Annotated in this window: 20 protein-coding genes and 1 tRNA gene; 12 read left to right on the forward strand and 9 right to left on the reverse strand. The window is 64.5% G+C overall.

Translation table 11 applies throughout. The features are described from left to right. The first annotated feature begins 57 nt into the window (after positions 1-57). Genes nirB through E2I15_RS03350 form a run of 3 tightly spaced genes read left to right on the forward strand, consistent with a single transcriptional unit; the run spans position 58 to position 5,528 of the window. Positions 58-2,517 carry a nitrite reductase large subunit NirB gene (nirB, locus tag E2I15_RS03340; RefSeq protein WP_137479808.1) on the forward strand — a complete coding sequence of 820 codons (2,460 nt, stop codon included), beginning with the start codon at positions 58-60 and terminating at the stop codon, positions 2,515-2,517. Beyond that, positions 2,514-2,843, forward strand: a complete 330-nt coding sequence (nirD, locus tag E2I15_RS03345) for a nitrite reductase small subunit NirD (RefSeq protein WP_137479807.1) — start codon at positions 2,514-2,516, stop codon at positions 2,841-2,843. The genes nirB and nirD overlap by 4 nt, the downstream gene beginning before the upstream one ends. 21 nt (positions 2,844-2,864) lie before the next feature. Next, entirely contained in the window at positions 2,865-5,528 is a 2,664-nt protein-coding gene (locus E2I15_RS03350; RefSeq protein ID WP_137479806.1) for a nitrate reductase, read from the forward strand. 8 nt (positions 5,529-5,536) lie between these two features. Here the strand turns inward: E2I15_RS03350 and E2I15_RS03355 are convergent, their stop codons facing one another. Then, positions 5,537-5,821, reverse strand: coding sequence for a hypothetical protein (locus E2I15_RS03355; protein ID WP_137479805.1), 285 nt, complete (start codon positions 5,819-5,821; stop codon positions 5,537-5,539). Between the two features lie 114 nt (positions 5,822-5,935). Between E2I15_RS03355 and E2I15_RS03360 the strand changes: the two genes are divergently transcribed. Then, on the forward strand, positions 5,936-7,162 hold the full coding sequence (locus tag E2I15_RS03360; RefSeq protein WP_137479804.1) for a CaiB/BaiF CoA transferase family protein: 1,227 nt from the start codon (positions 5,936-5,938) through the stop codon (positions 7,160-7,162). 242 nt (positions 7,163-7,404) lie between these two features. Next, a complete protein-coding gene (locus E2I15_RS03365; protein WP_155262198.1) occupies positions 7,405-7,800 on the forward strand; it encodes a RidA family protein in 396 nt (131 codons plus the stop codon). A gap of 29 nt (positions 7,801-7,829) precedes the next feature. On the opposite strand, the gene E2I15_RS03370 is transcribed toward E2I15_RS03365, so the two are convergent. Continuing rightward, on the reverse strand, positions 7,830-8,519 hold the full coding sequence (locus E2I15_RS03370; RefSeq protein WP_137479802.1) for a TetR/AcrR family transcriptional regulator: 690 nt from the start codon (positions 8,517-8,519) through the stop codon (positions 7,830-7,832). An 18-nt stretch (positions 8,520-8,537) separates the two neighbouring features. Next, on the reverse strand, positions 8,538-8,732 hold the full coding sequence (locus E2I15_RS03375; protein WP_137479801.1) for a hypothetical protein: 195 nt from the start codon (positions 8,730-8,732) through the stop codon (positions 8,538-8,540). A 123-nt stretch (positions 8,733-8,855) separates the two neighbouring features. Here E2I15_RS03375 and E2I15_RS03380 point away from each other — a divergent pair, with 123 nt between their 5' ends. The 3 genes from E2I15_RS03380 to E2I15_RS03390 all read left to right on the forward strand — a co-directional run bounded on the left by E2I15_RS03380 (position 8,856) and on the right by E2I15_RS03390 (position 12,552). Next, entirely contained in the window at positions 8,856-10,088 is a 1,233-nt protein-coding gene (locus tag E2I15_RS03380) for an acyl-CoA dehydrogenase family protein (RefSeq protein ID WP_137479800.1), read from the forward strand. Positions 10,089-10,223: 135 nt separating this feature from the next. Next, positions 10,224-11,282, forward strand: a complete 1,059-nt coding sequence (locus E2I15_RS03385) for a phosphotransferase family protein (protein ID WP_018272167.1) — start codon at positions 10,224-10,226, stop codon at positions 11,280-11,282. 355 nt (positions 11,283-11,637) lie between these two features. Beyond that, positions 11,638-12,552: a DMT family transporter gene (locus E2I15_RS03390; RefSeq protein WP_137479799.1), complete on the forward strand. Its 915-nt coding sequence runs from the start codon at positions 11,638-11,640 to the stop codon at positions 12,550-12,552. 225 nt (positions 12,553-12,777) lie between these two features. Here the strand turns inward: E2I15_RS03390 and E2I15_RS03395 are convergent, their stop codons facing one another. Continuing rightward, the gene (locus tag E2I15_RS03395; protein WP_137479798.1) at positions 12,778-13,530 is read right to left on the reverse strand and encodes an SDR family NAD(P)-dependent oxidoreductase; all 753 of its coding nucleotides are present in this window, start codon (positions 13,528-13,530) and stop codon (positions 12,778-12,780) included. Positions 13,531-13,625: 95 nt separating this feature from the next. Between E2I15_RS03395 and E2I15_RS03400 the strand changes: the two genes are divergently transcribed. Next, positions 13,626-13,946, forward strand: a complete 321-nt coding sequence (locus E2I15_RS03400; protein ID WP_137479997.1) for an ArsR/SmtB family transcription factor — start codon at positions 13,626-13,628, stop codon at positions 13,944-13,946. An 80-nt stretch (positions 13,947-14,026) separates the two neighbouring features. Here E2I15_RS03400 and argE read toward each other — a convergent pair whose 3' ends face one another. Both argE and E2I15_RS03410 read right to left on the reverse strand, forming a co-directional pair. Beyond that, complete coding sequence (argE, locus tag E2I15_RS03405) at positions 14,027-15,196, reverse strand: acetylornithine deacetylase (protein WP_137479797.1); 1,170 nt, start codon at positions 15,194-15,196, stop codon at positions 14,027-14,029. Positions 15,197-15,669: 473 nt separating this feature from the next. Then, positions 15,670-16,455 carry an SDR family NAD(P)-dependent oxidoreductase gene (locus E2I15_RS03410; protein WP_137479796.1) on the reverse strand — a complete coding sequence of 262 codons (786 nt, stop codon included), beginning with the start codon at positions 16,453-16,455 and terminating at the stop codon, positions 15,670-15,672. A 139-nt stretch (positions 16,456-16,594) separates the two neighbouring features. On the opposite strand from E2I15_RS03410, the gene E2I15_RS03415 reads away from it, so the two are divergent. Both E2I15_RS03415 and E2I15_RS03420 read left to right on the forward strand, forming a co-directional pair. Continuing rightward, entirely contained in the window at positions 16,595-17,302 is a 708-nt protein-coding gene (locus E2I15_RS03415; protein WP_137479795.1) for a histidine phosphatase family protein, read from the forward strand. Between the two features lie 76 nt (positions 17,303-17,378). Beyond that, complete coding sequence (locus E2I15_RS03420) at positions 17,379-18,146, forward strand: SDR family NAD(P)-dependent oxidoreductase (RefSeq protein ID WP_026192903.1); 768 nt, start codon at positions 17,379-17,381, stop codon at positions 18,144-18,146. 104 nt (positions 18,147-18,250) lie between these two features. Here E2I15_RS03420 and E2I15_RS03425 read toward each other — a convergent pair whose 3' ends face one another. After that, positions 18,251-19,474 (reverse strand): serine hydrolase domain-containing protein, encoded by a 1,224-nt coding sequence (locus E2I15_RS03425; protein ID WP_155262199.1) that lies wholly within the window; start codon positions 19,472-19,474, stop codon positions 18,251-18,253. 169 nt (positions 19,475-19,643) lie between these two features. Here E2I15_RS03425 and E2I15_RS03430 point away from each other — a divergent pair. Further along, a tRNA-Trp gene (locus E2I15_RS03430) sits at positions 19,644-19,719 on the forward strand. Positions 19,720-19,900: 181 nt separating this feature from the next. On the opposite strand, the gene E2I15_RS03435 is transcribed toward E2I15_RS03430, so the two are convergent. Then, entirely contained in the window at positions 19,901-20,431 is a 531-nt protein-coding gene (locus E2I15_RS03435; RefSeq protein ID WP_246668427.1) for a hypothetical protein, read from the reverse strand. 26 nt (positions 20,432-20,457) lie between these two features. After that, positions 20,458-21,225: a carboxymuconolactone decarboxylase family protein gene (locus E2I15_RS03440; protein ID WP_155262200.1), complete on the reverse strand. Its 768-nt coding sequence runs from the start codon at positions 21,223-21,225 to the stop codon at positions 20,458-20,460. Between the last annotated feature and the right edge of the window lie 48 nt (positions 21,226-21,273).

Raw genomic sequence — 21,273 nt, forward strand, 5'->3', positions numbered from 1 at the left:
CGATCAACGGCGCGCGCTGCGTCGCTGGGCAATGCCGTCGGAATTGAAAGGCAGACCATGCTCGACAAGGTGATCAAGCAAAAGCTGGTGGTGATCGGCAACGGGATGGCCGGCATCCGCACGGTCGAAGCGCTGCTCGAACGCGCGCCTGATCTCTACGACATTACGGTGTTCGGCTCCGAGCCCTACGGCAATTACAACCGGATCCTGCTGTCGCCGGTGCTCGCCGGCGAGAAGACCGTCGACGACATCATGCTCAACACCGTCGATTGGTACGAGGACAACAACATCACGCTGCGCAAGGGCGAGACGATCACCATGATCGACCGTCGCACCTGCGAGGTCGTCACCGAGGCCGGCGAGCGGGTGCCCTACGACCGCTTGCTGATCGCGACGGGCTCAAATCCGATCATGCTGCCGCTGCCGGGCAAGGACCTGCCGGGCGTGATCGGCTTCCGCGACATCTATGACGTCGATCGCATGATCAAGGCCTCGACCGACTATCGCAATGCCGTCGTGATCGGCGGCGGCCTCTTGGGCCTCGAAGCCGCCAACGGGCTGATGAAGCGCGGTATGAATGTCACGGTCGTGCATCTGCTCGACACGCTGATGGAGCGTCAGCTCGATCCGGTGGCCGGCGGTCTGTTGCGCAAGTCGCTGGAAGAGCGCGGCATGGTGTTCAAGATGCCCGCACAAACGCAGGCGATCCTGGGCGAGGACCGCGTCACCGGCGTGCGCTTCGGCGATGGCACCGAGCTGCCGGCCGATCTCGTGGTGATGGCGGTCGGCATTCGTCCGAACTTCGAGCTCGCCAAGAAGGCCGGGCTCTATTGCGAGCGCGGCATCGTCGTTTCCGACACCATGCAGACCTATGACGGCCGCATCTATGCGGTCGGCGAGTGCGTGCAGCATCGCCGCCAGACCTACGGTCTCGTCGCGCCGCTGTTCGACCAGGCCAAGGTCTGCGCCAACCACCTCGCGATGAAGGGTTTTGCCACCTACGACGGCTCGGTCACCTCGACCAAGCTGAAGGTCACCGGCATCGACCTGTTCTCGGCGGGCGACTTCGCGCCGGGGCCGGACAAGGAGGAGATCGTGCTGCAGGACGCCAACCGCGGCGTCTACAAGCGCATCATCTTGAAGGACAAGAAGATCGTCGGCGCCGTGCTCTATGGCGACACCATCGATGGCCCCTGGTACTTCCAGCATCTGCGCGACGGCACCGACGTCTCGCATATGCGCGAGCGCCTGGTATTCGGCGCCGCCAATCTCGGCGATGGCGGCGTCAGCGGCCAGAGCTCGGTTGCCGCGATGAGCGACGAGACCGAGATCTGCGGCTGCAACGGCGTCTGCAAGGGTGCCATCGTCAAGGCGATCAGCGAGAAGAAGCTGTTCACGCTCGACGACGTCCGCGCCCACACCAAGGCGTCGTCGTCCTGCGGCTCCTGCACCGGCCTCGTCGAGCAGGTGCTGGCGTTCACGCTCGGCGGCGACTATTCGGCGGCACCGAAGGTCAAGCCGCTGTGCAAATGCACCGATCACAGCCACGACGACGTTCGCCGCGTCATCGTCGAGCAGCAGCTCAAGACCATTCCCGCGGTCATGCGCTTCATGGAGTGGAAGACCCTGAACGGCTGCCACTCCTGCCGTCCGGCGCTGAACTACTATCTGCTCGCGACATGGCCCGGCGAATATCGCGACGACCAGCAGTCGCGCTTCATCAACGAGCGCGTCCACGCCAACATCCAGAAGGACGGCACCTATTCGGTGGTGCCGCGGATGTGGGGCGGCGTCACGACGCCGAGCGAGCTGCGCGCGATCGCCGATGTCGCCGAGAAGTTCAACATCCCGACGGTGAAGGTCACCGGCGGCCAGCGCATCGATCTGCTCGGCGTCAAGAAGGAGGACCTGCCGGCGGTGTGGGCCGACCTCAACGACGCCGGCATGGTGTCGGGCCACGCCTACGCCAAGGGCCTGCGCACGGTGAAGACCTGCGTCGGCTCCGAATGGTGCCGCTTCGGCACCCAGGATTCCACGGGCCTCGGCGTCAAGCTCGAGAAGTTCATGTGGGGCTCGTGGACGCCGGCCAAGGTCAAGCTCGGCGTCTCCGGCTGCCCGCGCAACTGCGCGGAGGCGACCTGCAAGGACGTCGGCGTGGTCTGCGTCGATTCCGGTTACGAGATCCATTTCGCCGGCGCCGCGGGCTTGCACATCAAGGGCACCGAGTTCCTGACCAAGGTCGAGACCGAGGACGAATGCCTCGAGGTGATCGTGGCGCTGACCCAGCTCTACCGCGAGGAGGGCTGGTATCTCGAGCGCATGTACAAATGGTGCGACCGCGTCGGTCTCGAGCAGATCAGGAAGCGCGTGGTCGACGACGTCAAGAACCGCAAGGCGCTGTTCGCCCGCTTTGCCCATTCGCAGCAATTCGCACAGACCGATCCGTGGGCCGAACGCGCCAGCCGCGGCGTGGACCGCAACGAGTTCGCGCCTCTCGCCGAATTGGAGCTCGCATGACCAGCTGGATCGAAATCGGATCGCTCGACGACATTCCGCGGCTCGGCTCGCGCGTGGTGCGCACGCCGGGCGGCAACATCGCGGTGTTCCGCACCGAAAGCGACGAGGTGTTCGCGCTCGACGACCGCTGCCCGCACAAGGGCGGGCCGCTGTCGCAGGGCATCGTGCACAACAAGCGCGTGACCTGTCCGCTGCATAATTTTGTCATCGAGCTGGCCAGCGGCCGGGCGGTGGCGCCCGACGAGGGCTGCACGCATACTCATCCGGCCAAGGTCGAGAACGGCGTGGTCTGGCTGTCGGTGCGGCAGGCGGCTGCGATGAGCTGAGCGGGCAGGGATCGGCCAGCCATGTCCGTCAAGACCACGTGTCCTTACTGCGGTGTCGGTTGTGGCGTCATCGCGTCGAGGGACGCGGCAGGCGCCGTCCGGGTCGAGGGCGACAAGCAGCATCCGGCCAATTTCGGCCGGCTCTGCAGCAAGGGCTCGGCGCTCGCCGAGACCATCGATCTCGACGGGCGACTGCTCCAACCTGTGGTCGACGGCGCGCCTGCGGCGTGGGATGACGCGCTCGATCGCGTCGCCGATGGCTTCAGCAAGGTGATCCGCGAGCACGGGCCCGACGCGGTGGCGTTCTACGTCTCCGGCCAGCTCCTGACCGAGGACTATTACGTCATCAACAAGCTCGCGAAGGGCTTCGTCGGCACCGCCAATATCGACACCAATTCGCGGCTGTGCATGGCGTCCAGCGTCGCCGGGCACAAGCGCGCTTTCGGCAGCGACACCGTGCCGGGCTGCTACGAGGATCTCGAGCAGGCCGACCTGCTGGTGCTGGTCGGCTCCAACGCCGCCTGGTGCCACCCGATCCTGCACCAGCGCATGCTGGCGGCAAAGGAGAACAACCCGGCCTGCAAGATCGTGGTGATCGATCCGCGCCGCACTGCGACCTGCGAGAGCGCCGATCTGCATCTGCCGCTGCGTTCGGGCAGCGATGCCGTGCTGTTCAACGGGTTGTTCGCATTCCTCGCCGGCAGCAACGCGGTCGATCGCGCCTTCGTCGGCAATTGCACGACGGGTGTCGTCGACGCGCTCAAGCAAGTCGGCGGCCAGACCGTGACACAGACCGCGGCGACCTGCGGGCTGACCGAAGGCGCAGTCGGGCTATTCTTCGACTGGTTCACGCGGACCGAGCGCGTCGTCACGCTGTATTCGCAAGGCATCAACCAGTCGTCGAGCGGCGTCGACAAGGTCAACGCCATCATCAATTGCCATCTGTTGACCGGGCGCATCGGCCGTCCCGGCATGGGGCCGTTCTCGCTGACCGGCCAGCCCAACGCGATGGGCGGCCGCGAGGTCGGCGGACTTGCCAACCAGCTCGCCGCGCATATGGAGCTCGAGAATTCAGCGCATCGCGAGCTGGTGCAGCGGTTCTGGCGCGCGCCTGTGATCGCGGAGAAGGGCGGGCTGAAGGCGGTCGACATGTTCGACGCCATCGCGGACGGCCGCATCAAGGCGGTGTGGATCATCTCGACCAATCCGGTGGTGAGCCTGCCCGATGCCGATCGCGCGCGCGCCGCGCTCGACGCCTGCGAGCTCGTCGTGGTGACGGATTGCATGCGCGACACCGACACCACGCGCCATGCCGACGTGCTGCTGCCGGCCTTGGCGTGGGGCGAGAAGGACGGCACCGTCACCAATTCCGAGCGCCGGATCTCGCGGCAGCGGCCGTTCCTGGCAGCTCCGGGCGAGGGGCGTGCCGACTGGCGCATCATCTGCGACGTCGCCAGTCGCATGGGATATTCCGGCTTCGATTATGCCTCGGTCGCCGAGGTGTTCCGCGAGCACGCCGAACTGTCGGGCTTCGAGAATAGCGGCCGGCGCGATTTCGACATCTCGGCGCTGGCTGCGCTCGACGACGGCGCCTATGACGCGCTGGTGCCGGTGCAGTGGCCGGTGACCGCGGAGCATCCGGCCGGCACGCCGCGGATGTTCGAGAGCCGGCAATTCTTCACGCCGGACCGCAAGGCGCGCTTCGTCCCCGTCGCGCCGCGCGCGGCGCGCAACGCCACCAGCCGCGACTTTCCGCTGGTGCTCAACACCGGCCGCGTGCGCGATCAGTGGCACACCATGACCCGGACCGGCAAAACCGGACGGCTATTGTCGCATGTGTTCGAGCCTTATGCCGAGTTTCACCCCGAGGATGCGCGCCAGGCCGGGCTGCAAAACGAGGGATTGGCGCGGCTGACCAGCAGCTGGGGCGAGATGATCGCGCGCGTCGTGGTCAGCGCCGACCAGCGCCGCGGCTGCGTGTTTGTGCCGATGCACTGGAACGCGGAGTTCGCCGGCGAGGGACGCGTCAACGCGCTGGTCAATCCGGCGACGGATCCGCTGTCCGGCCAGCCGGAGTCCAAGCACACGCCGGTCAAGGCTGATCGTTACGCGCCGAAATGGCACGCCTTCATCCTGAGCCGCGACGCGATCAGGCGGCCGACAAGCGGCTACTGGGTTTACGGCAAGGCCGGCGATTGCACGCGGCTGGAACTTGCGCTCGACACTCGCCCGGAGAGCTGGCGCGACTGGGCGAGGGCGCAGCTCGGCCTCGACGGTGTCGAGATCGAATGGATCGCCTATCGCGATCCGGCCGCGGGCCGCTTCCGCTACGCGGCGGTGCGTGACGGCCGGCTCGAGGGCTGCGTGTTCATCGCGCCCGATCACACGCTGCCGTCGCGGGCCTGGCTGACCGGGCTGTTCGCCGAGCAGCAATTGTCGGCCAATGCGCGGATGTCGCTGCTGGCCGGACGGCCGTTCGGCGCGGGCGAGGATGTCGGCCCGATCGTCTGCTCCTGCTTCAGCGTCGGGCGGCACCAGATCACCGCCGAGATCAGGAAGGGCGCCGACAGCGTCGATGCGATCGGCCGCTGCCTGAAGGCCGGCACCAATTGCGGCGGCTGCAAGCCCGAGATCGGCAAGCTGATCGGCACCACCACGCAGCCGCGGCAGGCGATCGCGTCGTAGGTCAGACTCTAGCAGCCGCGGCAGATGCTCTTCAGCTTGCTGTTGAGCAAGCGGTCCTCTTCGTCCGAGGCCGCCTTAGTGTAGGGGTCGTTGCCGTGGCGCTTGTCGTCGGCAAAACCGCCGGCGCCAGTGGCGCCGCCCACGTGCATGCCATGCATCGCGTGCCCGCCGCCATGGCCGTGGCCGCCGCGCGCGTCCACCGGCGCCATTGCGACCGCAAGCAGCGTCAGCAGCCGGTTCCGGCCAAAAAACCGCCGGTGCGCCGCACATAAGCCGCCCGGGGATGGCTTCATGCCGACAATGCAGTGCTCGTCACACCAAAATGGTGTATCGGCAGGCTTGAGCGCGCCCGGCCAGCGGCCCGGCGCCGCACAATCAAGATATCGCAAGACTTTGGAGGAACGTTCATGTCGGCTCTGCCACTCTCGGGCATCAAGATTCTCGACCTGACGCGGGTGCTCGCAGGCCCGCTGTCGGCCCAGATGCTGGCGGATCTCGGCGCCGAGGTGATCAAGATCGAGCGGCCCGGCGGCGGCGACGACGCCCGCGCCTTCGGCCCGCCTTATCTCACCGATCCCGAAGGCAAGCAGAACAACAACAACTCGTTCTATCTCTGCGCCAACCGCAACAAGAAGTCGGTCACCGTCAACATCGCCAAGCCGGAAGGGCAGGCGATCATCCGCGAGCTCGCCAAGACCGCGGACGTGATGATGGAGAACTACAAGGTCGGCGACCTCAAGCGCTACGGCCTCGACTACGAGACCATCAAGCAGCTCAACCCCGGCATCATCTATTGCTCGGTCACCGGCTTCGGCCAGACCGGACCTTACGCACCGCGCGCCGGCTATGACGCGATCCTGCAGGCGATGGGCGGGTTGATGAGCGTCACCGGCCATATCGACGGCGAGCCTGGCGAGGGCCCGATGAAGGTCGGCCCCTCGATCGTCGACTACATGACCGGCATGAACACCTCGATCGGCATCCTCTCGGCGCTCTACCACCGCGACGCCAACAACGGGGAAGGGCAGCATATCGACGTTTGCCTGTTCGACACGGTGATCGCATCGCTGTCGCACTGGCTGCAGATCTACCTCGTCAATGGCAAGACGCCGCCGCGCCGCGGCACCTGGGGCAATGGCGGCATGCCGGCCGGCGTGTTCCGCTGCACCGACGGCGAGCTGATGCTGGTGGTCGGCAATGACGGCCAGTTCCAGCGCACCTGCGCCGTGCTCGGCGAGCCCGAACTCGCGAGCGACAAGCGCTTCGTCAAGAACAACGACCGCGTCGTGCACGGCAAGGAGATCATGGCGATCTTCGCCGGGCTGTTCCTGAAGCATCCGGTGGCGTACTGGCTGGAGAAGCTCGAGGAGGCGGGCGTGCCGTCCGGCCCGATCAACAATTTCGAGCAGGTGTTCAGCGATCCGCACGTGCAGTCGCGTGGCATGCGGGTGAAGGTCGATCATCCCTTCGAGCCGAACCTGTCGCTGATCCGCAACGCGCTGACCTTCTCCGGCACGCCGATCACCGAATACCGCGCCCCGCCGCTGTTAGGGGCCGACACCAAGGAAGTCCTGGCGACCATCGGCTATGACGACGCCAAGGTCGAGGGGCTGAAGGCGCAGGGAATATTGTAGGCCCCCCGCGCGGCTTCGGGCTACCGTTCCGTCATCCTGAGGAGCGGCCACTTGGCCGCGTCTCGAAGGATGAACGGCCCGGGCTGGTGCCCGTCGATCCTTCGAGACGGACCGCTGCGCGGCCTCCTCGGGATGACGGTTAGACAGTGGAGCCCGCTCGATAACACTTCGACCGATATCGAAGCATCATTGACACCCGCCTGCTAGATTGGCGCCATCGATCCCTCTCGAAGGTGCCAGTCATGAAACGGAAAGTGGTCCGCGTCGAGCCGATATCGAGCTGGCTCGAGCGCTGGAAAGCGCCGGCATCGCCGGTGACCCGCGCCGGCAACATGGTGTTCGTCTCCGGCCTGCCGCCGTTCGATCCCGCGACCGGCGAGTTCGCCGCCGGTGCGTCGATGGAGCGGCAAAGCGAGCTGGTCATGGAGCAGCTCAAGCAATGCCTCGAGGCGGCCGGCGCCACGCTCGACAATGTGATGAAGTGCAACGTGTTCTGCACCTCGGCAAAGCACTTCACTACCTTCAATGCAGTCTATGCAAGGTACTTCCCGCACCAGCCGCCGGCGCGGATCTTCGTCTGTATCCCGGAATGGACCGGGCCGTTCGACGTCGAGATCGACTGCATCGCGATGGTGTAAAGGCAGGGCGCCGCAGCGGCGTCCTCGTCTCACAGATCCTGCCGCGTCAGCCGACCGTGCATCGCGACCGGCCGCGCGGCCGGCCTGCTCGGCACGTCGCCCATCGTCAGTGCCATCACCGAGACCGTGACCACGCGGTCGATGATGGCGCGGACGTCGTCGAGGTCGCATTTGCCTTCCGACAGCCGCAGCAGGCGTTCCTTCTCGCGGATGGTGTGGTGCGCCATCGCGAGCGCGAAGTGCAGGCCCCAATAGAGCTCGGTGTCGCTGCTGGCCGGCATCGCGCGGCGCATCGCGGCGGCGAATTTGCGCAAGTGATCGACTTCGCGATTCTTGATGCGGCGGATCGGCGGCACGGATTCGATCGAGGCGCGGATCATGAAGCGCGCCGCGGTCGAGCCCTCGCGATCCGGCCCGAGGCAGCCGCGCAAGGTGGGGCCGACGAGGGCGCGCATGATGTCCTCGATCGCGGCGCGGCCGCCACCTTTTTCCTCCGCCGCCCGCAGTTCGTTGAGGCGCTCGCGGTTGGTCTGGATGCTGCGGGTGACGAACAGCTCCGCGATCAATTCGTCCTTGGAGCCGAAATGATAGTTCACCGCCGCGAGGTTAACGTTCGCCTCCGCGACGATGTCGCGCAGCGTGACGTCGCCGAAGCCGCGGTCGGCATAGAGCCGCTCGGCGGCGGCGAGAATCGCGGATCGGGTCTGGTCGCTGGCCATGAGTCACTGCCTTTCCCGTCATTCCGGGACGATGCGCAGCATCGAACCCGGAATCTCGCGCCGCAACTCCTGGATTCCGGGTTCGGCGCTGATGCGCCGCCCCGGAATGACAACGTTGGCCGGGAGTTGCATTTCAAACATTCGTATGAAACTATCGTTTGAAGAGCCGGAAATGTCAATCCGCTGATCGCGGGCGGTCTTCTGGCGCACCACCGCCGTCGCTCCGCGAACGCCCTTGCGAGCCACGGAGGCGGGGTCAACAATGTCGACAAATGGCTACGGCCCAGGTCATCGGCCGGGGTCAGCGGCCCAAGTCTAGGAAACGAGGAGCGTCCCATGGATTTCACGATGTCGCCCAAGCAGAAGGAGTGGCTGGAGCGCGTTCAGGCTTTCATGAAAGCGCATGTTCGCCCGGCCGTGCCGATCTACGACAAGCAGGACGCCGAGGGTCCGCGCTGGAAGGTGATCCCGATCCTCGAGGATCTGAAGAAGAAGGCGAAGGCCGAAGGCCTCTGGAACATGTTCATGCCGCCGTCCTCGCATGAGGACGATGAATTCCATGGCGCGGGATTGACCAATCTCGAATACGCGCTGCTGTCGGAAGAGATGGGCCGCATCTCCTGGGCGTCCGAAGTGTTCAACTGCTCCGCCCCCGATACCGGCAACATGGAAGTGTTCATCCGCTACGGCACCAAGGAGCAGAAGCGCAAATGGCTGCGCCCGCTGATGGACGGCGAGATCCGCTCCGCCTTCCTGATGACCGAGCCGGCGGTCGCTTCCTCCGACGCCACCAATATCGAGACCCGCATCGAGAAGGACGGCGATCACTACGTCATCAACGGCCGCAAATGGTGGTCGTCGGGCGTCGGCGATCCCCGCTGCAAGATCGCAATCCTGATGGGCAAGACCGACTTCAACGCCGCCAAGCATCAGCAGCAGTCGCAGATCCTGGTGCCGCTCGACACCCCCGGCATCAAGGTCGAGAAGATGCTGCCGGTGTTCGGCTTCGACGACGCGCCGCACGGCCACGCCCAGGTGCTGCTCGAGAACGTCCGCGTGCCGAAGGAAAACATCCTGCTCGGCGAAGGCCGCGGCTTCGAGATCGCGCAGGGCCGTCTCGGTCCGGGCCGCATCCATCACTGCATGCGCACCATCGGCCAGGCCGAGGAGGCGCTGGAGAAGATGGTGAAGCGGCTCGCCTCGCGCACCGCGTTCGGCAAGAAGATCATCGAGCATTCGGTCTGGGAGCAGCGCATCGGCGATGCCCGCACCGACATCGAGATGAACCGTCTGCTCTGCCTCAAGGCCGCCGACATGATGGACAAGGTCGGCAACAAGACCGCGCAGGCCGAGATCGCGATGATCAAGGTCGCGGCGCCCAACATGGCGCTGAAGATCATCGACCAAGCGATCCAGGCCTATGGTGGCGCCGGCGTCTCCGACGACGCAGGCCTCGCCCGCGCCTATGCCCACATCCGCACGCTCCGTCTCGCCGACGGTCCGGACGAGGTGCACAATCGCGCCATTGCCAGGCTCGAAGTTCGGAAGTATGCAAACACGTCGCACTGAGCATGATGCGGAACGCATGGCGTTCGCGCGCACATCGTGCTCAGAATGAAGAAGAACAATCAGGCTGGCGTGCCAGCCTGATTGAGGGAGCGCCCCGACGCGCTCCTTGAAAAATCGAGTTGAGGGAGCGTCATCGTGGCGGACGGCGTCAGGAAAGACGAAGAATTTTCCGGCACAAGGGAAGTCGAGGAGCGCCATCGTATCAACGAGGCCAGTCTCGACGCCTGGATGAGGGAACACGTCGAGGGTTATCAGGGCCCGCTTACGGTCCTGCAGTTCAAGGGTGGCCAGTCCAACCCGACCTACAAGCTCGAGACCCCCGGTCGCAACTATGTGATGCGGCGCAAGCCGTTCGGTAAATTGTTGCCGTCGGCGCATGCGGTCGATCGCGAGTTCCGTGTGATCGCGGCGCTCGGCAAGCAGAATTTCCCGGTCGCGAAAGCCTACGCGCTGTGCACCGACGACGCGGTGATCGGCTCGGCCTTCTACATCATGTCGATGGAAGAGGGCCGGGTGTTCTGGGATCCGACGCTGCCGACCCAGGAGCCCGACGCGCGCCGCAAGATCTTCGCCAGCAAGATCGAGACGCTGGCCAAGCTTCATCTGTTCAATCCCGAGGCGATCGGCCTCGGCGACTTCGGCAAGCCCGGCAACTATTTTGCGCGGCAGGTCGATCGCTGGACCAAGCAGTACCGCGCCTCCGAAACCCAGCACATTCCCGAATTCGAGAAGCTCGCCGAGTGGCTGCCGAAAACTGTTCCGGAGCAGAAGCGCGTCTCGATCGTCCATGGCGACTATCGCCTCGACAACATGATCTTCCACGCCACCGAGCCGCGGGTGCAGGCGGTGCTCGACTGGGAATTGTCGACGCTCGGCGATCCCATGGCTGACTTCACCTATCTGTTGATGCAGTGGACCATGCCGGGCCTCGTCAATGCCGACCTCAAGGCATTGAACATTCCGAGCCAGGATGAGGCGGCGCAGATCTACTGCGACGTGACCGGCATTCCGGTGCCCGACTTGAACTGGTATTTCTCCTACAATCTGTTCCGCTTGGCGGGCATCACGCAAGGCATCGCGGGGCGGGTGCGCGACGGCACCGCGTCGAATGCCAAGGCCCTCGAGTCGGCCAAGCGCACCGTGCCGCTGTCGCAGGCGTCGTGGGAATACGCGCAGAAGGCCGGCGCAACCTGATCCAGGAACGCGGCGCGATCCCTCAGGGCTCGCGCCGCATTTCTTTTCACCTCGCCCCGCTTGCGGGGAGAGGTCGGATCGCATGCAGCGAAGCGAAATGCGATCCGGGTGAGGGGGACTCTCCGCGAGTCCGTCCTTCACGGAGTTTGCAGAGGCAGCCCCTCACCCCAAGCCTCTAAGAGCGAGCAGGACGCCGGCGAACCTGATGCGATGACGCGATCCTCAGGGTTCGCGCCGCCGCTACAAAGTGCGGCATGTTTCCGCATTGTAGCCATCTGTGACTTGAGTTCGCGCTGCCGCTTTGGCAAGTCAGTCCGGTCAACGCCCGCCCTGGTCCTGATCGGACATTTTCATTTTGACCCTTTCCTCGAATCTTCGCGGCAGCCTGTTCATGGCTGCGGCCATGGCCAGCTTCACGGTCAACGACACCATCACCAAGGCGGTGTCGGCGGAGCTCAACATCGGGGAGATCCTGCTCGTCCGCGGCCTGGTCGCGATGGTGCTGGTCGCGGCGCTCGCCTGGTACCGCGATGCGCTGCGCAGTTTTGGCGCGCTGCTGATCTGGCCGGTCGGACTGCGCGTCCTTGGCGAGATCGGCGGCACACTGACCTATCTCTCCGCGATCTCGCAGATCCCGCTCGCCAACGCGTCGGCGATCTTTCAGGCGCTGCCGCTCGTGATCACGTTAGGGGCGGCGCTGGTGTTCGGCGAGCCGGTCGGCTGGCGGCGCTGGCTGGCGATCGCTGCCGGCTTCATCGGCGTGCTGGTCATCGTTCGGCCCGGCGCAGAAGGCTTTAGCCAGGCTGCGCTCTTGGCGCTGGCGTCGGTCGGCTTCTGCGCGGTGCGCGATCTCGCCACCCGCCGCATCCCGAAGGAATTGCCGACCGTATTCATCACGCTGCTCACCACCGTGACCGTAACGACGGCGGGTGCTGTCGTCCTTGTCCCGCTCGGCGGCTGGCGCCCGCTGTCCGGCAATGCGCTCGGCCTGCTCACCTTCGCCGCGGTGCTGATCCTGATCGGTTACCAGTGCATCATCGTGTCGCTGCGCACAGGCGACATCTCGGCGGTGGCGCCGTTCCGCTACACCGCGCTGCCGTGGGCGATGCTGACGGGCTATCTCGCCTTCGGCCACAAGCCCGACGGTCCAATGCTCGCCGGCGCCGCGATCATCGTCGCTTCCGGCCTCTATGCCTTCTACCGCGAGCGCAAGCGCGACAAGCTGCGTCCGGCCGCGACCGGACCGGGCCTGCCGCCGGACGGGTTGTGAGCGTCGTCTGTAGCACCATTCGTAGCCCGGGTGAGCGACTTGTCCGCCGTAGCTCGAAGAGCGAATGCGGAAGCGATACCCGGGAGGGTGCTCCCGCATGTCGCTTCGCGCATGCGGGCTACCACAATTCGCAAGGTGTGCAGGGCGGATTCGCGTAGCGTGATCTGCCCTGCGGCCTGTCGCACGTTCACCGCCCGATACCCGGGCATGGCAAGAACAACGGCCTTAGTGAAGACCGCCCGTCACATGCAAGGTTTCGCCTGTGATGTAGGAGGCATCGTCCGAAGCGAAGAATGCCACTGCCGCTGCGATCTCCTCGACCTTGCCGATCCGCGCCAGCGGCGTGATGGATTCGATCCACTTGCGCATGTCGCCCTCGGCAAGGCCGGCGGAAACGACACCTTCGGTAGCGATCATGCCGGGATTGACGGTATTGACGCGGATCTTGCGTGGCGCCAGTTCCTTTGACAGCACCGAAGAGATCGCGTCCACCGCGGCTTTGGTCGCAGTATAGACGGCGGTGTTTGGCGGCGCGATCGTCGATACGCCGGAGCTGATATTGATGATGCTGCCGCCTGCCGTATTGAAGTGCCGCGCGGCTTCCTGTGACACCAGCAGCAGGCCAAGCACATTGAGATCGAAATGCTTACGGAAGTGCTCGGCGGTAATGCCATCCAGCGGCGCGAACTCGTAAAGGCCGGCATTGTTGACGAGGATATCGATCGGACCGAACGCCCTTACGGTTTCGGCCACCGCCGACTTAACGTGGCTGGCGTCGGTGAGATTGCCGTGGACGGCAATGGCTTTGCCGCCCTTACCGGTGATTGCATCCACCACCCGCTCAGCTGCCTGTTTGCTGGCGCTGTAGTTGACGGCAACCGCGGCACCCTCCGCGGCGAGCCGGATCGCGATCTCGGCGCCGATACCCTTTGATGCGCCGGTTACCAGCGCCACTTTGCCTTCGAGTCTTTTGGTCATCTTGTTCTCCATGCCCGCGCAGACGCGCAATTGTTCAGTAGTTCAGTAATAGTGAACTATTGAACCCGTTCAAGGGCAGCGCTATATATTTTGTAATGGTGCAATTCGTTCACCCTTCGCGTGAGGACATCACATTGGCCGGAGTGCTGGCAGCACTCGCGGACCCGATGCGGCTGAGGATCGTCAGGGGCCTGCTCGAGCAGGGCGATTGCATGTCGTGTACGGCAGCGGCGCCGTGCCCTGGTATGGCCAAATCGACGCTGTCGAATCACTTCCGCGTCCTGCGGGAAGCCGGTTTGATTCAAACCTCGAAGAAAGGCGTCGAGCATCGCAATGTGGTGCGCGAAGCCGATATCAATGCGCGCTTTCCCAAATTGCTAAAGACGATCCTGGGGTATCCGGAACAGAGCGCGTAGCCCGGATGTGCGGCGTGTCCGCCGTAGCTCGAGAGCGAAGGCGGAAGCGATACCGGGGCTACGCGATCAGTCGCGCGGCCTCACTTCGCGCAATGCGCGATCAGCCGAGCGACGAATGCGCCGCAAGCCTCGAGCTGCGACATCTCGACGAACTCATCGGGCGTATGCGCCTGTGCGATCGAGCCGGGGCCGACCACTACGGAGGGCACATCCGCCATGCTGACGAACAGGCTGGCCTCGGTGCCGAAGGCGACCTTGGCGTGGTCGTTGCGGCCGGCAAATTGCTTGGCGAGCGTGACGATCGCAGCGTCCGCCGCGGTGTCGAGCGCGGGATAATCGAGGATCTCCTCGAAGTCGATGCCGCAGTCCGGATGCCGCTTGCGCATCGCCGGCTCGATCTCGGCCTTCGCCCAGGCGATGATCGCATCGGTCACTTCTCTCGACTCGGTGATGCCGATGCCGCGGCATTCGAATTCCACGGCGCAATGGTCGGGCACGATGTTCAGCGCGGCGCCGCCATGCACGATGCTGGTGAGCAGGGTCGAGTGCGGGACATCGTAGAGGCTGACTTGCTCAGCATCCGCGGCCAGCAACGCGGCGCGGCGGCGGATCTCGGTGATCAGGTCGGCGGCATATTCGATGGCGTTGACGCCGTCGGGCGCGATCGAGGAGTGGCGGGCGAGCCCGCGGAATGTGGCGCGCACGCCGTGCTTGCCCTTGTGCCCGATGACCACCTGCATCTGGGTCGGCTCGCCGACGAAGCAGCCAAGCGGCTTGATCGGCTTGCGCGCGACCTCGCGCAGCATCGGACGCACGCCGACGCAGCCGATTTCCTCGTCATAGGAGATGGCAAGATTGATCGGCGTCTTCAGATCAGCCGCGAGCATCTCGGGAACCATCGCGAGGCAGACGGCGACAAAGCCTTTCATGTCGGTGGTACCGCGGCCGTAGAGTCGCCCGTCGCGCTCGACGAGCTCGAACGGGTTGTGGCTCCAATCCTGTCCCACAACCGGCACGACGTCGGTATGCCCCGACAGCACGAGCCCGGCCTTGTCCTCGGGGCCGATCGTGACCCACAACGAGGACTTCTGTCCGGTTTCGTCGACGATGCGCTGACTGCCGACGCCAAGGGAGGCGAGGTAGCGCTCGATGTAGTCGATCAGGGGCAGGTTGCTGCGGTCGCTGATGGTGTCGAACGCGACGAGGTCGGCCAAGAGCTTGCGGATGCGGTCGGGACGTTGATTTTGCATTGCCTGTTCGTTTGCGAGGGATTGTGCGAGGAACGACGAGTGTGCGGGCGATCCTGCCTGCGAAGTATAACAGCTGGTTGGCCTGCCGGGGCCAAGCAATATTCGGACCGTGCCGGCGGTTATTGCAGACCTATCCTACGGCGCACGGTTGCTCGGATCCGTTCGTCTCACCCGATCGAGGGGGCGCTTCGCGGTCGTCACGAACGTGGGTCGAGATGCGGTGGACGCTGCGCGTGGTAAATCATGTCGCGAGAACGCGGATGTATGACTCGCAGCGAACCGCACATTCGATGTCGTCCCGGCGAAGGCCGGGACCCATTACCACAAATGCGGATTGTTGCGTGACGCTGGGGCCACGGCCCGTTCCAACAACACAACCCTGTGGTTATTGGTCCCGGCCTTCGCTGGGACCACGGTCGTGAGTGCGGGTTCATCCGGGCCGCCGCCGGGATGACAGCTGGAGACTGCCGTTGCTAGATCGGCTTGCCCGTATACGGCATCGACGCCGTCAGGCCGCCGTCGACCGGGATGGCCTGGCCGTTGACGTAGGACGCTTCATCGCTCGCCAAAAACAATCCCATCGCGGCGAGCTCGTGCGGTTGGCCGGCACGCTTGAGCGGATTGAGCTGGCCGATCTTGTCCTGGGTGCCGCGCTCCTTGGCGCGATCGAACACCGGCTTGGTCATGCCGGTCTCGATCAGGCCCGGGCACACCGCATTGATGCGTACGCCGGTGCCGGAGAGCGAGTAGGCGGTGGTCTGCACCAGGCTGATGACGCCGGCTTTGCTTGCGCCGTAGGGATGTCCGCTGGCACCCGACTTCAGGCCCGCGACGGACGCGGTGCAAACGATCGAGCCAGAGCCCTGCCTGGTCATGTGCGGGATCGAATGCTTGATCGCGAGGAACGGGCCGATCAGATTGACTCGCAGCACTTCCTGCCAATGTTCGACGGTCTGATCGGCGAGCGGGACGAGGCCGCCGCTGACGCCGGCATTGGCCCAGATCGCATCGAGCTTGCCGTATTTCGAAACCGCCTTCTCGATGAAGGCCTTCACGTCGCTCTCCGAGCCGGCATCGGCGGTGACGGCCTCGACGGTGCCGCCGGCGTCGCGCACCAGCTTGGCGGTCTCGTTCACGCCGTCGGTGCGATCGACCGCGATCAGCTTGGCGCCTTCTTTGGTGAACAGCAGCGAGGCAGCGCGGCCGATGCCGCTGCCAGCGCCGGTGATGATGACTGATTTGCCTTCGAGGCGGCCCATGATTTTCTCCCTGTTCACGTGATCCCCGACGCGTCTGCCACGCGACGGAATTCAAACAAAATTTCAAACGTCCGAAGCACTTGAGACGATGTGCGGCGTGACGTACAGCGAGACGGGACACTATTGAAGGGCTCATCCGATGTCCAATCCAGACAAGCCTGATGTGAAGGTGACGCGGTGGTGGTGGGTCCGCCACGCGCCGGTGCGGAGCGACGGCGGCAACATCTACGGACAAGAGGATATCGACTGCGACACCGGCGACACCGAAGTGTTCGAGGCGGTCGCCAAGATGCTGCCGCGCGATGCGGTTTGGTATTCGAGCAATTTGAAACGCACGCACAAGACCGCGGACGCGATCTGGGCTGCCGGGTTTCCAAAGCCGGAAAGCATGACGCAGGAACGCGACTTCGCCGAGCAGCATCTCGGCCAATGGCAGGGCATGAACCGCGCCGCGTTTCTCGCCAGCCGTCCGCCGGGCACGGCCTGGTTTGCCGATGTCAACGAGCCCGCGCCCGGCGGCGAGAGCTACATGGATCTCTATACCCGCGTCTGCCGCACCATTGTGCGGATCACCGCGGCGGAAGCGGGCAGGAATATCATCGCCGTCGGCCATGGCGGCGTGATCAAGGCCGCGGTCGGTCTGGCGCTCGGCGGCCAGCCGGACCGTGGATTGTCCTTCGACATCGACAACGTCTCGGTGACGCGGCTCGATCACATCGCGAGCGCCGGCCTGTCGACCTGGCGCTTGCCGATGGTGAATCAGCAGCCGTGGATTGCCGATCCGCGCCACGCCGCGATGCATCAGCCGTCCGGGCCTGAAGTCAGGCCGGCGAGCAAGCTTGCGTGATTGCTGCTATCGCAACACCACGACGCTGCTTAAGCTCAATGCAGAATTCAAACACCGTAACATCAGGGAGAGAAACATGACCTTGTTCGACATGAAGGGAAAAGTCGCCGTCATCACCGGCTCGACGCGCGGCATCGGACGCGCGATCGCCGAGCGCATGGCCGAGCACGGCGCCAAGGTCGTGATCTCCTCGCGCAAGGCCGACGTCTGCGAGCAGGTGGCGAAGGAGATCAACGACAGCTACGGCAAGGGCACCGCGGTCGCGATCGCGGCCAACATCTCGTCGAAGGAAAACCTGCAGAACCTGGTCGACGAGAGCAACCGCGCCTTCGGCAAGATCGACGTGCTGGTCTGCAACGCGGCGTCGAACCCGTATTATGGTCCGCTCGCCGGCATCTCCGACGATCAGTTCCGCAAGATCCTCGACAACAACATCGTCGCCAACAACTGGCTGATCTCGATGGTGGTGCCGCAGATGATCGAGCGCAAGGACGGCTCGATCATCATCGTGTCCTCGATCGGCGGCCTGAAGGGCTCGACCATCCTCGGCGCCTACGCGATCTCCAAGGCCGCCGACATGCAGCTCGCGCGCAACCTCGCCTGCGAATACGGCAAGCACAATATCCGCGTGAACTGCATCGCGCCCGGCCTGATCAAGACCGACTTTGCCAAGGCGCTGTGGGACAATCCGGACAATCTGAAGGCCTCGACCGCACGCTCGCCGCTGCTGCGGATCGGCGTGCCGGACGAGATCGCGGGCGCCGCCGTGATGATGGGCTCGCGGGCCGGCGACTTCATGACCGGCCAGACCATCGTGATCGACGGCGGCGCGACGATCAGCTGAACATCACTCGTCGTTCCGGTGCAGCCCGCAGGGCTGAACCCGGAATCTCGAGGTTGTTGCGCGAGATTCCGGGTTCGCGCTCGCGCGCGCCCCGGAATGACGGACTACTCCACCGCCGCGTACACTCCGTTGCGCACCAGCGAGCGGGTATATTCGCGCTGGCCCGGGCCCTGCATCATGAAGACCGCGATCAGGTCTTCGCTCGGATCGATCCAGAAGAACGTGCCGGCCATGCCGCTCCAGAAATACTGGCCGACCGAGCCGGAGAACGGCGCGATGCCCTGCTGCATGCGCACGGCGAAGCCGAGGCCAAAACTGTGGCCGGGCGACACCAGCGTGCCCTGGATCGTCACGCCGGCGCCGAGGTGATCGGAGGCCATGAATTCGAGCGTCTTGCGGCCGATGATCCTGGTGCCGTCGAGCGAGCCGCCGTTCAGCAGCATCTGCGCGAAGCGGGCATAGTCCATCGTGGTCGACACCAGGCCGCCGCCGCCGGATTCCATCGCCGGCTTCTCCAGCATGTTGAACAACTGCACCTTCTCGTTGGTCCAGGGATCGTTGGCAAACGCCTCGGCGAGGCGGCCGGCATTGGCTTCCCCGGTGTGGAAGGCGGTCTCGGTCATCTGCAGCGGCGAGAGGATGCGCTCGGTGAGGTACGCGCCGAGCGTCTTGCCGCTGACCACCTCGATGATGCGACCGAGGATGTCGGTGGAGCGGCTGTAGTTCCATTCGGCGCCGGGCTGGCAGACCAGCGGCATGCCGGCGAGCATGGTGGCATGCTCGGCATTGGTGATCTTGCGGCTGCGCAGCCGCGACCGCTGGTAGAGCTGCTGCACCGGGCCGTTGCCGGTGTGGTCGTAGGTCAGACCGGAGGTGTGGCGGAGCAGGTCCTGGATCGTCATCTGCCGCTTCGCCGCGACCAGCTCGAGCTTGCCGTTGTGCTCGACGCCGACCTTGGTCTCGGCGAATTCGGGGATGAATTTCGCAACGGGGTCGTTGAGCAGGAAGTGGCCGTCCTCCAGCAGCTGCATGATGCCGACCGAGACGATCGGCTTGGTCATCGAGAAGATGCGGAAGATCGTGTCATGGGTCATCGGCGCCGAGGCGGTCGGACTTTGCCGGCCGATCGCGTCGAACCAGCCGATCTGGCCGCGCCGCGCCACCAGCACCGTCACGCCGGGCACGGTTCCCTTGTCGACCTCGCGGCGGAAGGTGTCGGACATCGCCTGCAGCCGCGAACTCGACAGCCCGATCGATTCGGGCTTGGCGAGGGGGAGGGACGGGGTGGGCGGGCTGGCGGCGTGCTTGGTGGCGGTTTGAGCGTTCATGGTCTCTCCCTGGCTCTTGATTCTTGCGGCGAGGTGCCGACGCGGGGTGATCGCCGAAGTCTGGCGCAGAAGTTTTGCAATGAACAGAAGCTTCACCGCTTCGCCCTTGCAAACCGGCCATGCCCTGTGCTTGAAACGGCGCGAACCGGCGGCGACGCTGGTTCCCTGCAGGAGTGTAGCTCAATTGGTAGAGCACCGGTCTCCAAAACCGGGGGTCGCAGGTTCGAGCCCTGCCACTCCTGCCAGAAAAATCAAATACTTAGCCAGAATCGCGCAGCGAACGCACCAAGAACGCCGAGTGCGCGAGATCCGTTCGCTCCCAAACGTGTGTTCGGTCGCCTCGCGGACGGCAGCCGGTCGTCCGACGCAAGAGGCGCGTTTCTGATGCGTCCGACGTGGGCGATGACGTCCTGCGGACCAGCTTCGCTAGGATTGTACTGGAATGTACTTCGTCCTCCGTACGAAGAACTGCTCGTACAATTTGTCGTCGCCAATGTCCCTGCCGACCTCCCTCAACGCGAAGAACGGCATTAGGACCACGAACATGATCAGCGCCATGACAAGTATTTCCTCCGGATTTCCTCCGCCTAACGAAGGGATGCTTTCGCTGAGCGTCTTTCCGCGCCACAAGCCCGCAAGAGCGTCCTCAACCACGTGAAAGGACATCAAGATCACGGCATACACGGCCGATTTGTATACGATCGGATAGATCAGTGGCTTGTGCTTCATATCTTCGGCGACGTTGAACGCCTCTGCGATGAACATGATCTTGGCCAGCACCAATGCGTTGATGAACGCGAAGCCCTGATGATAGAGCACGTGTTGCTGGTTCAGGACGATTGATCTGTGGACGGCAAACAGGCCGAGCAGGACCCAAAGGTAGAGAACGATCCAGAACAACCTCCGGGCCTCTGCGACGCCTTTCTCCTTGATGTCAGCAAGTTTTTGATCGCGCATTGTCAGGTCCTGCTCCGACTTACCAATCAAGGCTCGGCACCAATCCGTTGCCGCCGTTCCAATTCATCTGCAAGGATCGGCACGCCGAGATTGCAGGCTTGCACACCCTGCACAACGCAGAGCTTCAGCACCTCCATGATTTCCTCCATGGTCGCGCCTGCCTTGAGGGCACCCTTGATGTGCCGTCGCGTACCGGGCGCGTACATGTGGGTGTAGGAGGCATCGAAGGCGATGCTGAGAAGTTCGATGTCCTTTGGCGAGAAAGTGCCGCTGCCGTAAATGCCCGCGCCGGTCGCCATGAATTCATCGGTCCAGGCGGGGGCGAGTTCAAGGAACGGATCCCATGCGCTGTTCCATTGCCCGACCGCCTTCATCTTGTCGCAAGCCGGCGTCGCGGTTGCTTGCATCTTCGACGAGGATACGCCCGCTGCCTTGGCCTCTTCGAGCAGAATGGGGGCGCCCAGACTGCATGAATGAATCGACATCACGGACGCCATCTTGAGAACTGTGAGGATTTCATCCCGCGTCGCGCCCGCTTCGAGCGCAGCGCGGATGTGGCGCCGTGTTCCGTCTGGATTGAGATTTGTGCAGGCGGCGTTCAGTGCGACGCTGACGAGCTCGACAAGCTTCCGAGGCATGACCTCGTGGGCCCACGGGCCGGTCGTCATCTTGACACACGCGCGTGCCCAGGTCGGGTCCCATTCGTGGAGCGTACCGACCGCCGCATCCCATGGACCTGTCCGATGCGGCGAGCGGGTTGCGGTGTTCGCTTCGGCTTGCCGATTGCTGGTCATGTCCGCACCTCAACAAGTGTCGAGCAAATGTTGCTGGGTCCCGCATCA

It is taken from the genome of Bradyrhizobium sp. BR2003, assembly GCF_009720285.1.
Taxonomy (GTDB): domain Bacteria; phylum Pseudomonadota; class Alphaproteobacteria; order Rhizobiales; family Xanthobacteraceae; genus Bradyrhizobium; species Bradyrhizobium elkanii.

What these genes read in the sequence shown, in the direction of transcription:
- E2I15_RS03395 (WP_137479798.1), bottom strand. Translation starts at nt 13,530, where the DNA reads ATGACCAAAAGACTCGAAGGCAAAGTGGCGCTGGTAACCGGCGCATCA.
- E2I15_RS03420 (WP_026192903.1), top strand. Translation starts at nt 17,379, where the DNA reads ATGACCTTGTTCGACATGAAGGGAAAAGTCGCCGTCATCACCGGCTCG.
- E2I15_RS03350 (WP_137479806.1), top strand. Translation starts at nt 2,865, where the DNA reads ATGTCCGTCAAGACCACGTGTCCTTACTGCGGTGTCGGTTGTGGCGTC.
- E2I15_RS03360 (WP_137479804.1), top strand. Translation starts at nt 5,936, where the DNA reads ATGTCGGCTCTGCCACTCTCGGGCATCAAGATTCTCGACCTGACGCGG.
- E2I15_RS03440 (WP_155262200.1), bottom strand. Translation starts at nt 21,225, where the DNA reads ATGACCAGCAATCGGCAAGCCGAAGCGAACACCGCAACCCGCTCGCCG.
- E2I15_RS03400 (WP_137479997.1), top strand. Translation starts at nt 13,626, where the DNA reads ATGGTGCAATTCGTTCACCCTTCGCGTGAGGACATCACATTGGCCGGA.
- E2I15_RS03380 (WP_137479800.1), top strand. Translation starts at nt 8,856, where the DNA reads ATGGATTTCACGATGTCGCCCAAGCAGAAGGAGTGGCTGGAGCGCGTT.
- E2I15_RS03355 (WP_137479805.1), bottom strand. Translation starts at nt 5,821, where the DNA reads ATGAAGCCATCCCCGGGCGGCTTATGTGCGGCGCACCGGCGGTTTTTT.
- nirD (WP_137479807.1), top strand. Translation starts at nt 2,514, where the DNA reads ATGACCAGCTGGATCGAAATCGGATCGCTCGACGACATTCCGCGGCTC.
- argE (WP_137479797.1), bottom strand. Translation starts at nt 15,196, where the DNA reads ATGCAAAATCAACGTCCCGACCGCATCCGCAAGCTCTTGGCCGACCTC.
- E2I15_RS03365 (WP_155262198.1), top strand. Translation starts at nt 7,405, where the DNA reads ATGAAACGGAAAGTGGTCCGCGTCGAGCCGATATCGAGCTGGCTCGAG.
- E2I15_RS03425 (WP_155262199.1), bottom strand. Translation starts at nt 19,474, where the DNA reads ATGAACGCTCAAACCGCCACCAAGCACGCCGCCAGCCCGCCCACCCCG.
- E2I15_RS03415 (WP_137479795.1), top strand. Translation starts at nt 16,595, where the DNA reads ATGTCCAATCCAGACAAGCCTGATGTGAAGGTGACGCGGTGGTGGTGG.
- E2I15_RS03370 (WP_137479802.1), bottom strand. Translation starts at nt 8,519, where the DNA reads ATGGCCAGCGACCAGACCCGATCCGCGATTCTCGCCGCCGCCGAGCGG.
- E2I15_RS03435 (WP_246668427.1), bottom strand. Translation starts at nt 20,431, where the DNA reads ATGCGCGATCAAAAACTTGCTGACATCAAGGAGAAAGGCGTCGCAGAG.
- nirB (WP_137479808.1), top strand. Translation starts at nt 58, where the DNA reads ATGCTCGACAAGGTGATCAAGCAAAAGCTGGTGGTGATCGGCAACGGG.
- E2I15_RS03410 (WP_137479796.1), bottom strand. Translation starts at nt 16,455, where the DNA reads ATGGGCCGCCTCGAAGGCAAATCAGTCATCATCACCGGCGCTGGCAGC.